At 55.7% G+C, this 14,913-nt stretch carries 11 protein-coding genes; 2 read left to right on the top strand and 9 right to left on the bottom strand.

Features of this window, described 5'->3' with window-relative positions; genetic code table 11:
- The first annotated feature begins 212 nt into the window (after positions 1-212).
- Complete coding sequence (locus BUA44_RS11875) at positions 213-1,688, top strand: carbohydrate binding domain-containing protein (RefSeq protein ID WP_072812307.1); 1,476 nt, start codon at positions 213-215, stop codon at positions 1,686-1,688.
- Between the two features lie 124 nt (positions 1,689-1,812).
- A complete protein-coding gene (locus BUA44_RS11870; protein ID WP_072812304.1) occupies positions 1,813-2,814 on the top strand; it encodes a hypothetical protein in 1,002 nt (333 codons plus the stop codon).
- Positions 2,815-3,289: 475 nt separating this feature from the next.
- Here BUA44_RS11870 and gpmI read toward each other — a convergent pair whose 3' ends face one another.
- From gpmI to BUA44_RS11825, 9 genes are all read right to left on the bottom strand, one after another.
- On the bottom strand, positions 3,290-4,924 hold the full coding sequence (gene gpmI, locus BUA44_RS11865; RefSeq protein ID WP_072812302.1) for a 2,3-bisphosphoglycerate-independent phosphoglycerate mutase: 1,635 nt from the start codon (positions 4,922-4,924) through the stop codon (positions 3,290-3,292).
- A 90-nt stretch (positions 4,925-5,014) separates the two neighbouring features.
- Positions 5,015-6,013 carry a hypothetical protein gene (locus BUA44_RS11860; protein ID WP_072812299.1) on the bottom strand — a complete coding sequence of 333 codons (999 nt, stop codon included), beginning with the start codon at positions 6,011-6,013 and terminating at the stop codon, positions 5,015-5,017.
- 123 nt (positions 6,014-6,136) lie between these two features.
- Positions 6,137-8,260 carry an SF1B family DNA helicase RecD2 gene (locus BUA44_RS11855; protein WP_255370556.1) on the bottom strand — a complete coding sequence of 708 codons (2,124 nt, stop codon included), beginning with the start codon at positions 8,258-8,260 and terminating at the stop codon, positions 6,137-6,139.
- Positions 8,261-8,291: 31 nt separating this feature from the next.
- Positions 8,292-9,824 carry a carbon starvation CstA family protein gene (locus tag BUA44_RS11850; RefSeq protein ID WP_072812295.1) on the bottom strand — a complete coding sequence of 511 codons (1,533 nt, stop codon included), beginning with the start codon at positions 9,822-9,824 and terminating at the stop codon, positions 8,292-8,294.
- 26 nt (positions 9,825-9,850) lie between these two features.
- Complete coding sequence (locus BUA44_RS11845; protein ID WP_143151980.1) at positions 9,851-11,026, bottom strand: DUF6588 family protein; 1,176 nt, start codon at positions 11,024-11,026, stop codon at positions 9,851-9,853.
- Positions 11,027-11,068: 42 nt separating this feature from the next.
- Positions 11,069-11,731, bottom strand: coding sequence for an outer membrane beta-barrel protein (locus tag BUA44_RS11840; RefSeq protein WP_143151979.1), 663 nt, complete (start codon positions 11,729-11,731; stop codon positions 11,069-11,071).
- Between the two features lie 93 nt (positions 11,732-11,824).
- Positions 11,825-12,652, bottom strand: a complete 828-nt coding sequence (locus tag BUA44_RS11835; RefSeq protein ID WP_072812289.1) for a metallophosphoesterase — start codon at positions 12,650-12,652, stop codon at positions 11,825-11,827.
- 44 nt (positions 12,653-12,696) lie between these two features.
- On the bottom strand, positions 12,697-13,425 hold the full coding sequence (locus BUA44_RS11830; RefSeq protein ID WP_255370552.1) for a pseudouridine synthase: 729 nt from the start codon (positions 13,423-13,425) through the stop codon (positions 12,697-12,699).
- Positions 13,426-13,449: 24 nt separating this feature from the next.
- Entirely contained in the window at positions 13,450-14,913 is a 1,464-nt protein-coding gene (locus BUA44_RS11825) for a sigma-54-dependent transcriptional regulator (protein WP_254794738.1), read from the bottom strand.

The raw sequence follows: 14,913 nt of genomic DNA, 5'->3' as shown, positions 1-14,913 counted from the left end.
CCTGTGTTTCTCGGGAAAACCCAACTGCTTGTTGTGAAATATCGAAAAACCGCCTAATTTATGATAATTTCGCCATTTACTGCGTTGTAGTCGTTTACACCGCAATTTGGTTGGCCGCAGTCCCATTCCTACATTATTGATATACATTATATATGGGTAGGTATATGGAGGCCAACACGATGTAAAAACTGGAAATTCTGAGGAGTACAGATATGAAGTTTCCAATACTTCTGTTAGCCGCCGTTACGCTTTCCTTCGCTCAGTGGGGAGGCGGTGGAAAATCCATTAACGATTACAAGAGGGTCTCGGTTTCGGGCCGGGACGTCTATGTCTACGCGCCGTCCGGTGTCGCGGCAAAGAGCCCGTTGCTGCTTTCTTTCCATGGCATGGACCAGGACCCCAATTATCAGCAGTCGAATACCCACTGGGAGGCGGTCGCCGATACGGCCGGTTTTGTCGTGGCATACCCCAAGGGCGCTACGGGCTACAGCACGTGGGACATTAGCGGTGACAAGGACACCAAGTGGATTACCGAAATTATTAGCCAGCTCGCCAAGGACTACGACATCGATACCAAGCGCGTCTACATGTCGGGCTTCTCGATGGGCGGCATGCTCAGCTACCATGCGATGGGCAAGATTGCAGACAAAATTGCTGCGTTCGCCCCCTGCTCCGGCTACCTGATGGGCGGCCCGGGCCAGGCCATGCGTCCGGTGCCTATTTTCCATACGCATGGAACCAGCGACGATGTGGTGGGCTACAATAATCTCGAAAACAACCTCAAGAGTTACCGCCAGCAGTTCAACTGCCCCGCGCAGGCGGAAGTCGAGGAAAACCACCCGAATAGCGAGAACAGGGCGACGCTCTATTCCTGGGGCCCGTGCGATGACGGTGTCTACGTGAAGCACTTGAAACTCGAGGGCCGTATGCATAGCCCCTCCAAGGCAGATGTCTCGGATATCTGGAACTTCGTGAAGATGTTCTCGCTCGACGGCGTTGCGGGGGCAATCGAGGTCCCGACCAACAGGGATACCGTTTTCAACGGAACGTTCTCGGATTCGCTCAAGCTTGCCGGATGGAAGTTGCAGACCCATGGCGGCGAAGGCTCCCTGAAGCATACCGAAGGCATGGCCGAAATCAAGGTGACCAGCGTGGGTACGAATGCATACGACATCCAGATGATCCAGAACGGGATGCACTACGAGAAGGGCCAGAGCTACAAGTTGACCTTCGATGCGTACGCCTCCGAGGCAAGGTCGCTCGAAGTGAACCTCGAGAAGGATACCGACCCGTGGACCAGCTACCTGGGCGAAGCGAAGACGTTTGACCTCGGGACTGACAAGAAGAACTTCGAGATAACGTTCACCATGAAGGAATCTACCGACGAGAACGGGCGCATTTCCTTCAATGCGGGCCTTGCGAAGGGGAGCGTGTATATAGACAACGTTGTTATTGCAAAAATCGACGAATCCGAAGTCGGCGGCGGAACAACCTCCATTGCGGGCAAGGCCCTGCTGCAGGCGGGAGAAAGGACGTTCAGCGTGTACAACATGAAGGGCGCCTTCGTGTGCAAACTGAAGGCAACCCGCATGGGCGACGTGCAGGCGAAACTCGATGCGATGAACATCGAAAAGGGCCTGTATGTGGTCAAGGACGGTAACTTTAACCGGATTTTCTCCGTAAAGTAGCGGAATATACCGGGAATGTTCAAGAAGTGTCTTTCGTGATGTAAAAAAACGGAAGGCATTTTGCTTTTTGTAACAAAAAAATATATATTCACTAACTAGAATTTACAACAGTGAGGAAAACAAGATGAAAAAGATACTCGGACTTTTGGCAATCTGCACTCTTGTGGCTTGCAATGAATCCGGCGAAACCGCAGTTGCTCCCGTATCGGGCGGCAATCAGAACGCTTACCAGGACCCGAACCAGCAGCAGGTGAATGCCGACTCCATTTACCAGCATGTGCTCGATTCGATTAACGCGGCGCAGGCAATGTCCTCTGCCGCAATCGACCCGTTCTCGTCCTCGTCCGTGGACTTCTTCCTGAGCAGTTCCGCTATTATGCCGCTGTCCAGCAGCTCCATGGTTTTCCCGACCGTGTCCAGTTCCTCTTTCGCAAGCTCCAGCAGCATTGCGATTGTTAGGTCTAGTTCCTCCGCAATTGTCCCGAAGAGTTCCGCCGCTGTAGATGACGGAACCATCACTATGGAACTGTGGGATGCTTCTGAACTTAAACCGCAAGTCCCTGTCAGCAATAAGAAAGGTGGCTGGTGGTATGGCTACGACGATAGTAACAATGGTGGTGAATCCGCGATTACTTGGGGAGGTGAGCCGGGCACTAATGGTGACATGACTCCCGTGCTTGAAGCGTGCGGTGGCTCTCTCTGTGGCTCGTACACTCTAATCGTGGGTACCAATGAATGGCAGCCGTTCATCGGTTTTGCGTTCGGCTTCGGGCCAGACAATAAGTATTCCGGTGATGCGAGCGCGATGCTTGGTGTTTGTGTGGAATACACTTCTACTGCACCCATCCACTTGGAACTTGGTCTTACGGCGGCTAAGGAAAAGACTATTGATGGCGGCGCAAACGCCTTCTATGAGTTGCCGAAATCTACTGCCAAGAAGGTTGTGGATCTCTCTTGGGCATCGTTTGCACCTCCTGAATGGGCCACGAAGGTTCTTTCCGGTGCTCAGTCTGCCAAGCAGCTTTCTTCTCTTAAGTTCAAGATTCAGGGAGAAGAAAATGCTGCCGATGGTGATCCGGGTGAGTTTGCAATCTACAAAGTTGGCCCGAAGGGTTCTTGCAAGTAATCGCTTGATTTTATGACCAAACGCGCTCCTTCGGGAGCGTTTTTTTATTCTTATGTTAATGCAAAAAAGGAACCCTTGCGGGTTCCCTTTCATTCGTCATTCTCGCGGAGGCGAGAATCTAGTTCTGGTCTGGATCCTGCTCCTTCGAACCTAACGCGACTATGGGGCTAAAGCCCCAAGTCTTGTATATCGACTTCGTGCCGTTGGCACGGAGTTTACCCTGAGCTTGTCGAAGGGCTCAGGATGACGAATATTTACTTGATGATGAGCATCGAGTCGTCCCACGCTTCTCGTGAGACTCCGCACCTATGGTGCGGGAGGAGGGCTTTATGCCCTCCGTTCGTCGAACGAAATCGTTGTTATTAGAGATGCGCCAGCCTATGGCTGCCGCAGCTCTTAACAAGGATTTGGAAGCGTGGCAAAAATGGACCCCTTACGGGGTCCATTTTTAATTTTGTTTTATGTTGATCATCAATTATTTGATGATTAACATACTGTCATCCCACGCTTCGTGCTTTTCGAGGCCGAGGAGGTTCGCGGTCGTTGCAGCGATGTTGGAAAGACCCCAGTCGCCTTCCTTGAGGGAAAGCTTGCCGCCCGTTACGTTATCGTAAAGGATGCAAGGAACCTTGTTCAGGGTGTGGCTGGTCTTTGCCTTGAAGGTGCCGTCCTTGTTGACCTTCGGCATGCCGGTCTTCTTGTCGATTTCGTACATTTCGTCGGCGTTACCGTGGTCAGCCGTGATGATAGCGACACCACCGAGGGCGTCGATCACCGGGAGGAGGCGTGCAAGACCGATATCCACGGCTTCGATAGCCATCGTAGCGGCGCGGAAGCTACCGGTGTGGCCCACCATGTCGCCGTTCGGGAAGTTGCAGCGGAGCGTCTGGTACTTGCCGCTCTTCAAGGCTTCAATCATGGCGTCGGTAATTTCGGCAGCCTTCATCCACGGGCGCTGTTCGAACGGAACAACGTCAGATTCGATTTCGAGGTAGGTTTCGCCGTCGAACTTGCTGGAACGGTTACCATTCCAGAAGTAGGTCACGTGGCCGTATTTCTGCGTTTCGGAGCAGGCAAACTGCTTCACGCCCGTTTCGGAAAGCCATTCGCCGCTGGTTTCCTTGATGGCCGGAGGCGGCACGAGGAAGCGGTTCGGGAGCTTGAGGTCGCCGTCGTACTGGAGCATGCCGGCGTAGCAGACGTGCGGGAAACGCTTGCGGTCAAATTCATTGAAGGATTCTTCTTCGAAGGCGCGCGTGATTTCGATGGCGCGGTCGCCACGGAAGTTGAAGAACACCACGGAGTCGCCATCGTTGATGGTGCCGACCGGAGCGCCGTCCTTTGCAATCACGAACGGAGGCAGGTCCTGGTCAATAGCCTTGGTTTCGCCACGGAGGGTTTCAATAGCCTGGGTGGCGTTGTCGAAGTAGCGGCCTTCGCCCAGCACGTGGGTCTTCCAGCCGAGTTCCACCATCTTCCAGTTGGCGTTGTAACGGTCCATGGTAATCTGCATACGGCCACCGCCGCTAGCAATGCAGACGTCGAATTCCGGGCTGCGGAGTTCGTCGAGGAACTTTTCGAACGGGCCAACGTAATCGAGGGCGGAAGTTTCGGGAACGTCACGACCGTCGAGCAAGATGTGCACGCGGACCTTCTTCAGGCCTTCCTTCTTGGCCTGGGCGACCATGGCCTTGAGGTGAGAAATGTTGGAGTGGACGTTGCCGTCGCTGAAGAGGCCGATGAAGTGGAGCACGGAACCGTGGTCACGCACGTTGGAGGCGATTTCCTTCCAGGCGTCGCGGCCGAAGATGTCGCCGGAGACGATGGCGTCCTGCACGAGGGCGGCACCCTGGTTGTACACCTGGCCAGCACCGATGGCATTATGGCCCACTTCGGAGTTACCCATGTCTTCGTTGGTCGGCATACCCACGGCGCGGCCGTGAGCCTTCAAAAGCACGTTCGGGTACATTTTGAAGAGGTTGTCGAGAGTCGGGGTGCGGGCAGCCTTGATGGCGTTGCCTTCGACCCTATCGGTGATACCAAAACCATCCATCACGATGGTTACGACCGGTCCCTTGATGCCGGGAAAATTGGAAAGTTTCTTGAGCATGATTTACTCCATTTTTAAATTACGCGGGTAAAAATAGAAAAAAAAGCCCTCCCGTGAGGGGAGGGCTCCTGTAAAGGTCTTTATTCGAGACTAGTTGTAGTAGACGATGTCGACCGTGCCCTTCGTGGCGCTTTCGAACATAGCCTTCTTAATCATTACGGGGTACATCTTGCCGTCAGCCGTGACAACGTCAATCCAGAGACCGCTGGTGAGTTCGTCTTCGAGCTGGAAGTTCGACTTCACGAAGTCTTCGCGGCAAATCTGGGTCTGGCCAGCCTTGGGTTCGGCGTCAAGACCGGTGGTCTGCGAGTTGTCTTCGTAAACGGTCACGCCTGCGCCCGGAACGATAGTGGCCATGTTGTTCGCGAACTTGATCGTGATGTGCGGATTGTCGGCGAGGCCGGTTTCGAAGTTAATGGCGCTCTGGCTCGTGCCCATGCTGTTGGAGAGGGATACCGGGTGTGCGGTAACCGGAGTGCACGGTGCAGGCGGGACCTCAGAAGAGGAAGAAGGCGGCAGGGCTGCCTGGCATTCCTGTTCGGGGCGAGTGAAGGTGAGCTGGTCATAGACGCTCGTGTAGAGCGAGGTCTGGATGCCTTCTTCCTTGCTGCTCGAGTACACAAAGATGTAGAGCTTGAATTCGCCACAGCCGCTCAGGTCGGAGAATTCAAAGTACTTCTGCGACAGGGAAACACGTTCGGTCGGGAACACCACGCCATCGAGGTGGATGTTGATTTTTTCCTGGAACGCGTTGCCATCGATGAGCCTACCCACGGCAAAACCGACGCTATCGATTTTGACGTCGACATCGGCAGTGTAGGGCTCGCTCGTGTCGAGGAACGTGTCGTCGAGCTTGATCATGCCGGAGAGGGAACCGCGCAGGGAGTTGATGCCCGACATAACCGTGATTTTCAGGTTGTCAAAAATCACCGGGGAAAGTTCAGACTGCTTGGGAAGGTCGATGATCTCGGCACCCGGATTGTCGGGATTGACCGGAGTATCGGGACTGCTGGAGTCGTCACCGCAAGCATACAAACCGAAAGAAGCTGCGGCGATAGCCGAGCCAAGAAGAATCTTTTTGAAGTTCATGAGTTACCTCTGTTTGTTTTCTATGAAAATAAACAAAAATGAACGAAAAAGCAAAGGAGAAAATGTTTTTTTTACTTTAAAAAGGCGAAAAATGCTCGAAAAAGGGCGCTTTTTGTGATTTCGCTACCCGAGCCGCTCAGTCAAGCGGGTAAATCGGCGCACGCTCCTGTTGTTGCGGACGGCGGTCGCGAACGCGCCAGGTGCAGAAAGTACCCACACGTGCCCCTTCGCTCGGGTGATCGCCGTGTATATCAGGTTCCGCTGGAGCATCATGTAGTGGCTCGAATCGAGAATCACGATGACCGCCGGGTACTCGCTTCCCTGGCTCTTGTGGATGGTGCAGGCGTAGGCGAGCGCGAGCTGTTCCAGTTCGTCGCCCTCGTACTCGACGGTCTTGTCGTCATAGAACACCGTCACCTTGTCGTCGCTCTTGTGTACCTTGAAGATTACGCCCACGTCGCCGTTGAACACGTTCTTGTCGTAATTGTTCTTTATCTGCATCACCTTGTCGCCGTCGCTCCAGGGGACTCCCATAATCCTGTGGCGGGCGACTCCGGGGTTCTGCAATTCTTGCAGGAAGGCGTTCAGCTCGAAGATGCCGAGCGGGCCCTTGCGCATGGGGGTAAGGATTTGCAGGTCGGCCTTCTGGTCGATATCGATTTTGCTCCGCACGCCCGTAGCGAGAAGGTCCGCGATAATCTGCTTGGCCTGCTCGGGTTCCTCGAACGGGATAAAGTGGAAGTTCGGGCCGTCGATGGGCGAGGGCACAATGCCCTGGTTTATCTTCGCTGCCTTGTCGGCGATGTCGTTCCCGCCCGCCTGCCGGAATATGTGCTGCAGGCGCGTCGTCGGGATTTTCGGGCAACGGATGAGGTCGTTCAGCACGTTGCCCGGGCCGACGCTCGGGAGCTGGTCCGCGTCGCCCACGAGCACGATGCGGGTCTTCGCGTGAATCGCCTCGAACAGCGCCGCCGCAAGCCAGGTATCGACCATGCTGAACTCGTCGACGATGAGCAAATCGCAGGGCAGCTTGTTTTCGGCGTTGCGGTTGAATTTCTTTGTGGCGGGGTCCATCTCGAGCATGCGGTGGATGGTGCGGGCCTTTAATCCGCAGAGGTCGCCCATGCGCTTGGCGGCGCGGCCCGTGGGGGCGGCGAGGAACACGCTCTCGTCCATCTTCTGCGCGAGGTGCAAAATGCCTTTCAGGATAGTCGTCTTGCCGGTGCCGGGCCCGCCGGTGATAATCGATATGCGGTAGGCGAGCGCCATCTGGATAGCTTGCCGCTGGATGGGGTCGAATGCGAACTTGTGCTGGTTTTCCCAGTCCATGAGTGCCCGCTCGAAGCCCGCGGTGGGGAGCGCGTTGCCCGCAAGCCGGTACAGGATGTTGTCTGCAATGCTCTGCTCGGCGCGGAATATCGGCGGGTAGAAGCAGTCATCGTCGACGCGCTTGATGCGTTCGCGTTCGCACAGGTAATCGAACTGCTGTATGAGCCCGTAGACGGCGTCGTCGTCTTCCATCGGGATGCGCAGAATCCGGAAGGTCTTTTCGAGAAGGATATCCTTGGGGAGGTACACGTGCCCTTCGCTGAAACTCGATTCCTGCAGCACGTACATGAGGGCGGACTGCAGGCGCTTGGGGCTTTCCTTCGGGATGCCGACCTTCATCGCGATTTCATCGGCCTTCAGGAACCCGATGCCCCAGATTTCTTCGCAGAGCAGGTACGGGTTCTCGGTAATGCGGGAAATCGTTTCGGCGCCGAACTGGTTCCACAGGCGTTTCGCGACACTGCCCGCGATGCCGTGCCCGTACAGGAACAGCATCGTTTCCCTGCTGTGGCGGTTTGTTTGCCATGCGGCGAGGAAGGCTTCGACCTTCTTGCCCGTAAGCCCCTTGATTTTTGCCTTGCGGAAAATGTCCGGATGGTTGTCGAGGATGTCCGCGGTATCGTCGCCGAACACCTTCACGATTGCTTCTGCCGTCTTGGGGCCGATGCCGCGGAATATACCCGAAGCGAGGTATGCGCCGATATCGCTGTCCTGCGGGGCCGCGACCTTGTACGAGGTGCACTTGAACTGTCTGCCGTACTTGGGGTGGCGCCCCCATTCCCCTTCCATCAGGAGCTTTTCGCCGCTCCCCAAATCGGGAAAAGTCCCCGTCACCACGACGGGGGCTTTTTCGCCTTCCACGGTCACGCGGAAAACGGAAAACCCGCTATCGGCGCTGTGGAACGTAACGCTCTTGATGGTTCCTTCGAGCTGCAGAGGCTAGCGCTCCTTAATCCGGTTCGTAGTCGTTCTTCTCGTCGATGGATTTGTCCCACTTATCGGGATTGAATTCCTTGCGGGAGGCGAGTTTCTTGCCGCGCAGGCACAGGAGCGCACCGAGCACGGCCGCATTCTCGATAGCGAGCACGAGGGCCGTCTTGTAGTCAAGCCCGAATCCGAGCGGGGCGCCCTTCAGGTTTTCGGGGCTTACCCACAGGATGTAATCGAAGCAGATGAATGCCATGAACATGCACGGGATAAGCGCAATCACGTAGTTCTTCTTCTTGCTGCGGAGGTAAACTGTTGCTACGCACAGGCTGCACACGGCCATGAGCTGGTTGCTCCAGCTGAAGTAGTTCCACAGGATGTTGAAACCCTGCGGGTTCAGGTTGCTCCAGAAGATAATCACGAGGCAGATGGCGAACATCGGCACGGTGAGGAGCAGGCGCTTCTTCGGGTCGGTCTGGTCGATGCCGAAGAGTTCCGAAATCGTGAGGCGCAGGCTACGCAGGCTCGTGTCGCCGCTCGTAATCGCGAGGATGATGACGCCCACCACCACGAGAATGGAAATCGGGGCGAACGGGATGACGGTAGAGACGAGTACGCTCAATACCTTCACGCCGCCAGCCGCCATGAGTTCGGGTTGCATGTGGTAGATGAACATGCCGCCCGCGGCCCAGATCATGCCGATGAGGCCTTCGATAATCATCATGCCGTAGAACGTCTGGCGGCCAGTCTTCTCGGTCACTTCGGTGCGGGCCACGAGCGGGCTCTGCGTGCTATGGAAACCGCTGATGATGCCGCAGGCAATCGTCACGAAGAGCATCGGGATAATGGGCTGGTGTGCCGGATGCTGTGTGAAGTTCGAGGCGATGTCGGAGAGGTTGAATTCGCTAAGCACATTGAGGTGCGGCGCGATGCCGATCATGATTCCGAGGGAGGCGAGAATGAGCATGCCGCCGAAAATCGGGTAGATGCGGCCGATAATCTTGTCGATGGGGAAGAATGTGCTTGCGAAGTAGTAGGCGAAAATCACGCCGACCGCTACCCAGAAGAGCGTGGGGGAGACTGCGGAGCCCGCGATGATGGGCGTGTTGATGAGTTGCGCCGGCGTGTTAGTGAACACAGCACCCACGAGGATGAGCGCGATGGAAATGAGCGCCATCACCACCTTCGAGGGGCCCTTGCCCAGGAACTTGCGCGAAAGTGCCGGCACGTTGTAGCCGTTGTTGCGCATGCTTATCATGCCGCTGAAGTAGTCGTGCACCGCACCGCCCAATACGTTACCCAGCGGGAGGATGATGAATACGATGGCGCCGAACTTGATGCCGAGAATCACGCCGATGACGGGGCCGATACCCGCGATGTTCAGAAGCTGGATGAGCATGTTCTTCCAGTGCTTCATCGGGACGCGGTCAACGCCGTCGGGGTTAGCGAGTGCCGGAGTCTTGCGGTCGTCAGGGCCGAAGACATGTTCGACAAACTTTCCGTAGGTAAAGTATCCGCCAATCAGTATGGCGACACCGATAAGGAATGTAATCATGTTATGCCTTCTTTTTTAGTTAAAAACTATTCTGCGGGTTCACTCGGTTCAGGTTCTGCGGGCTGTTCTGTCTCCTGGCTCAGTTCCTGCTGGGCTTCGCTACTTGCTTCTTCCGTAGCGGCGTTCTTTTCTGCAGTTTCGTTTGCCTTGTCTTCTTTCTTGGCGCCGCGCACGTAGCCCTTCTCCTTCGCGATTTCATCCGGCGTCTTGTCTTCGCCGAATTGCTGGCGCAGGTAGAGGATGTTCGTCGTGAAGCTCGACTTGCCCGCATAATCGAACCCGACAACCGGGTGATAGCTCTTGCCGAGCTGGAGTGCTATAGCGATGCCGAACTTAAATCCGCAATTCCCGTCAACAGAAATATTCGGGTTGATGAACATGCCGGTGGGGTTTTCCTTGAATTCCAGGTGTCCCGAAGATTCCATCGTTGCGGACTGGTAGCCGAGCGTCATCATGACTTCGAAGAAGTTGAACGGCTTGTATCCGATAACCAGGTCGAATGTCGTTGCGCTCACGTCGAGGTCGAGTTGTCCATTGTAATCCTTGGGCCTGTAGCCAATGCTGCTCGAGTTATAACCGAAAACAAGGCTCACGTCGAGGCCCTGTGCCGCCGGCGGGAGCATGTATTGGAACCACCTGCCAAAACTGTATTGCAGGCCAAAGCCGAGCAGGCTGAAACCGCGCAGTTCGCTTACTGCCGGGAGCCACATTCCGCGAAGCACCACGCGCGCGTGGAATGCGCTCACGCCGATTTGCAGGTAGGGGTAGGTGAATACGCCGAGCCCGTTCAGGGTCTCGTTGCCGTAGACAAAATTGTTCAGGTTCGCAGGGTCCGCAGTCGCGTCCCACTTGTCGCCGAAAATTGTGGGCACGTCGCGCTCGCCGTAGATGAGGCTTGTCTCGCTGAATGTGCGGTCGTCATCGCCTATCGGGATAAGCGAAATGGGAAGGCCGAATTCAAAGTTGAGGCTCTGCGGCACATTTGCACTCACGTACCAGTTGCTGTTGAGTACGTTGCCCAGGTTCTCGATGATGGGCTTTACGTAGCCGGGGCGGTTGAAGATGCGGGCGTCTCCGCCGGGGCGGTCTTCGAATGCGGCGATGGATTCGTAGATGGATGCCCATCCGTCTTCGTCCATGGCAGGTGCGAAGGTGGATGCTCCCATTAAAATTGCGATAGTGTACTTGGCAAGCGTTTTCATACGCCGCCAAATATAGAAAATGGGGCCAGGTGCGTTCGGGGGCTAGAACTGGAACTGGAGATTTACGCCCACAAAGAAGAACGTCTGCCACATGTACGAATCGAGGTCGCAAAGCCCGCTGGCCTCGGTGTACACGTTCCTGAACCAGTTCTCGTAAATCTTGGCATAGGGAACAATGGCAATGTTGTCGTGCACGTAGTACTTGATATTGGCGATAAAACCGAATGACGAGCCCATGAATTCGGATTCGCTCACCTCGTCGCCGGAATAGGCCGTGTTGTCGGTGGTGAGCGTCGTGTAGGAAAGTGACCCGCCGAGCCCTACCTGGAAAAATTCAGGCCAGAACAGGTTGTATACAAATTCCATGCTTATGCGCCAGTACAGGCTGTTGCCCCTTACGGATTCGTCGGGGAACCCGTTTATGATTTGCTCGGATTCCCAGATTTGAAAGTTCAGGTCGATGGTGAATTCGCGCACGTTCACGCCGATAGTGAAATCCGGGCTCGCGAAGATATTGAGTGCAGGGGAATGGATGGTCTGCTTCTGGCCGGAAGTATCTTTCAGGGAAAGGACTCTTTCGTTAAGGTCGCCCTTGCTTGCGTAAAGGCCCATGCCTACGCTGCCGAAGAATGTACGCGGCCAAGCATCTTCGGCAAAAGATACGGTTGCAAACAACAGTGAAAGTATAATAATAAAACGCTTCATGTTTTCCTTTACCCAAATACCCCAATTGCTGTACAAATATACAAAAAAGCGTTGTGCTTCGACTAGCGGAAAAACTGGGGATTTTGCGCTTGCTTAGTATCCGGCCCATTCCGCGCTTATGGAGGGGCTCGCCTTGCGTATGGCCGCATCTTCGGGCGAATCTTTGGCGGGTGCGATGTCCCCGCTTTCAATGCGCGCTTTGATTTCGTCGAATGTTTTTGGCGGTACGGATTCGGGGGTGTTGTCGCCCAGCACCTTGCAGGGGGCGCCTTCGGATTCCTTCGCCTTGTCCTTTACCGGAGTGTACTCGCGGGCGGCGGGCACGGTGTAGAACTTGTCTTCTTCGGGGCACCAGGCGGTAAGGCACTTGCCGTACACGCAGCCCGAATCGAGCCCGATGAATCCGGGAACGTTCACGAAGCCCATCTTGGCCCAGTGCCCGAACACGACCGTCTTGTTCCACTTGACCTGCTCGAACCACGGGCGGTCATTCCAGTTGCGTATAGAAAGCAACACCTCGGGGCTCATGTCCTCAAGGCGTGCCTTGCCGGGTTCGAGGCCCGCGTGTACTAGGAGTGCGTGCGGGGTGTCGCGCCAGAGGGGCCAGTCTTTCACCGTATCGCGGATAAAGTTCCACTGCTCCAGCGGGAGCGCCTTGAAGCGTTTCCTCTGCTTGTCGGTCCAGGTGTTCTCCGGCGTTTCCATCATGCGGATGAGGTGCTCTTCGTGGTTTCCGCGCACGGTAAGAATCCCGAGGTCGAGAACGGTCTGCAGGGCGCGCCACATATCGGGACCCTTGTTGATGATGTCGCCCGTCTGGTAGAGCGTGTCGCTCCCGCGCACGAACCCGAAAGCATCGATGATGCGCTCGAGTTCATCTGCGCAACCGTGAACGTCACCTATGTAAAGAGTCCTGGACATGGTTTATAATTGATGATGGATAAATGCAAGCATCTATCTTTCGTCTAAATGTGTACTGCTTGCCTGAGCTTGTTCATCTCGTCGGCGGTGAGCTCGCGGAACTCGCCTGCGGGCAAGTCGCCCAGCTGGAGCTTGCAGTAGCTTACGCGCTTGAGGTCGCGAATCTCATACCCGATGGCGCGCATCATGCGGCGGATTTCGCGGTTCTTGCCCTCGATAAGCACGAGTTCCGCAAACCCGTTTTCAAGATACACGTCGGTCGCAAACGCGATTTCTTCTTGTGCGTTCGGGTCTTCGGGGTCACGGATGTCTACGCCGTCTACGAGTTTCTGCGCGGCGGCATCGCTCAGCGGGCGCGTTGTCCACACATAGTAACTGCGGGGGATTTCAAAACTCGGGTGCGTCAGCCGGTGCAGCAGTTCCCCGTCATCGGTAAACAGCAATAGCCCGCGGCTCTGCAGGTCAAGCCTTCCCACGTACTTGAAGGAGGCATACCCCGGCGGCAGGTAGTCATATACGGTGCGTCGCCCCTGCGGGTCATCTTTCGTGCACACGCAACCCGCGGGTTTGTGGAACATGATGACCTTCGTCTTCTTCGGGAGCGTCGCCTTCTTCCCGTCCACGAGAACCTCGTCCGTATTCTCGTCTACCTGGTGGCCCAGGTCCTTGACAGTAGAGCCGTTCACCTGCACGCGGCCTTCCTGCACGAGCGTGTCGGCTGCGCGCCTGCTTGCTATACCGCACAGGGAAATAAACTTGTTTATTCGCATCATGGTAAAATATCCGTGAGGTGCGTCCTAGTCTTCTTCGCCGTCCATCTGGATCTGCAGTTCCTTGAGTTTTCTCCAGAGTGTGGCGCGGCTAATGCCGAGCTTGCGGCAGACTTCGGTTTTGTTGTTCTTGCACACGCTCAGTGCATGCAGTATGTGCCTGCGTTCCACCTCTTCGAGCGAGAGGATTTCTTCGCCTGCATCTGTGTCGTGGCTGCCCTGCGTATCGCCACCCTGGATATGGATTGCGGGCGCGCTTTCGCCTGCGGGGAGCGCGAGCGTTTTCCCGTTCCCGTCCTTGATGTGCGGGATGGCGGGCATCTTTTCGCGGGCCTCTTCCTGCACGTTTTCGGGCAGGTCTTCGAGCCGGATAATTCCGCCTTCCGAAAGTACAATCGCGTGTTCCACGATGTTCTCGAGTTCACGAATGTTGCCCGGATAGTGGTACTTGGTCAGCGCGTACTGGGCTGCCTGTTCTATATCGGTAATGTTCTTGCCGTGCGCTTCCTTGTACTTGAGGATGAAGTAACGGATAAGCGTGGGTATTACCGGCTTACGTTCGCGCAGCGGCGGGAGCGTGAGGTGAAACGTGTTCAGTCGGTAAAAGAGGTCTTCGCGGAACGAACCTTCGAGCATCGATGCCTGCAGGTCGCGGTTGGTAGCCGCAATGATGCGGATATCGAGGTAGCGCGCCTCGGTCTCGCCCACGCGGCGTATCTCGTGATTCTGCAAAAAGCGCAAGAGCTTTACCTGCGTTGCGGCAGAAAGTTCGCCAACTTCGTCAAGGAACAGCGTGCCGCCGTTTGCGGCCTCGAACAGGCCCTTCTTGTCGGCGGTGGACCCGGTGTACGACCCTTTCTTTGCGCCGAAGAGTTCGCTTTCGACCAGGTTTTCGGGAATAGCCCCGCAGTTGACCGCGATAAACGGTTCGCCCGCCCGCTTGCTGTAGCGGTGGATCACGTTTGCGAGGAATTCCTTGCCCGAACCGGATTCGCCGGTAATGAGCACGGTACTCGTGGTGGGGGCAATCTTGTAGACCGTCTTGAGAATCTTCCGCATCTCGGGCGTATCGCCCAGGAGGCTGTCCAGCACCTGCGATTCCATGAGCTGGTGCGTGGACTTGTTCTGCTGGAGGGTCTGGATTTTCTTTGCCGTCTCTTCCAGCTGGTTCACGGTGGTCGGCTTCATGAGGAAGCTGTTTGCACCGCGGTTGATGGCGCTCGTGGCGCCGGGCCAGTTCTTGTTGTCGCACAGGACAAAAATCTCTATGCCGGGATTTTTCTCCTTGAGAAAACTGACCAAGTCCATATTGTCGAAGGTAAGGAGCGGAACCTCGATAAACGCGAGGTCTATCGGGTCGTTCTTTACCAGTGGCATCAAATTGTCCTTGTCGTCACAGAGGATAATCTCCGTGTCGTCCAGGTTCCAGGAACGTCGAATGTCGCTGATAAACTCCTTGTCGGAATCAGCAATCAGGATGTTCATCGGCAT

Source organism: Fibrobacter sp. UWR3, from assembly GCF_900143055.1.
Classification (GTDB): Bacteria; Fibrobacterota; Fibrobacteria; order Fibrobacterales; family Fibrobacteraceae; genus Fibrobacter.
This window is presented reverse-complemented; position numbering and strand designations above follow the sequence as displayed.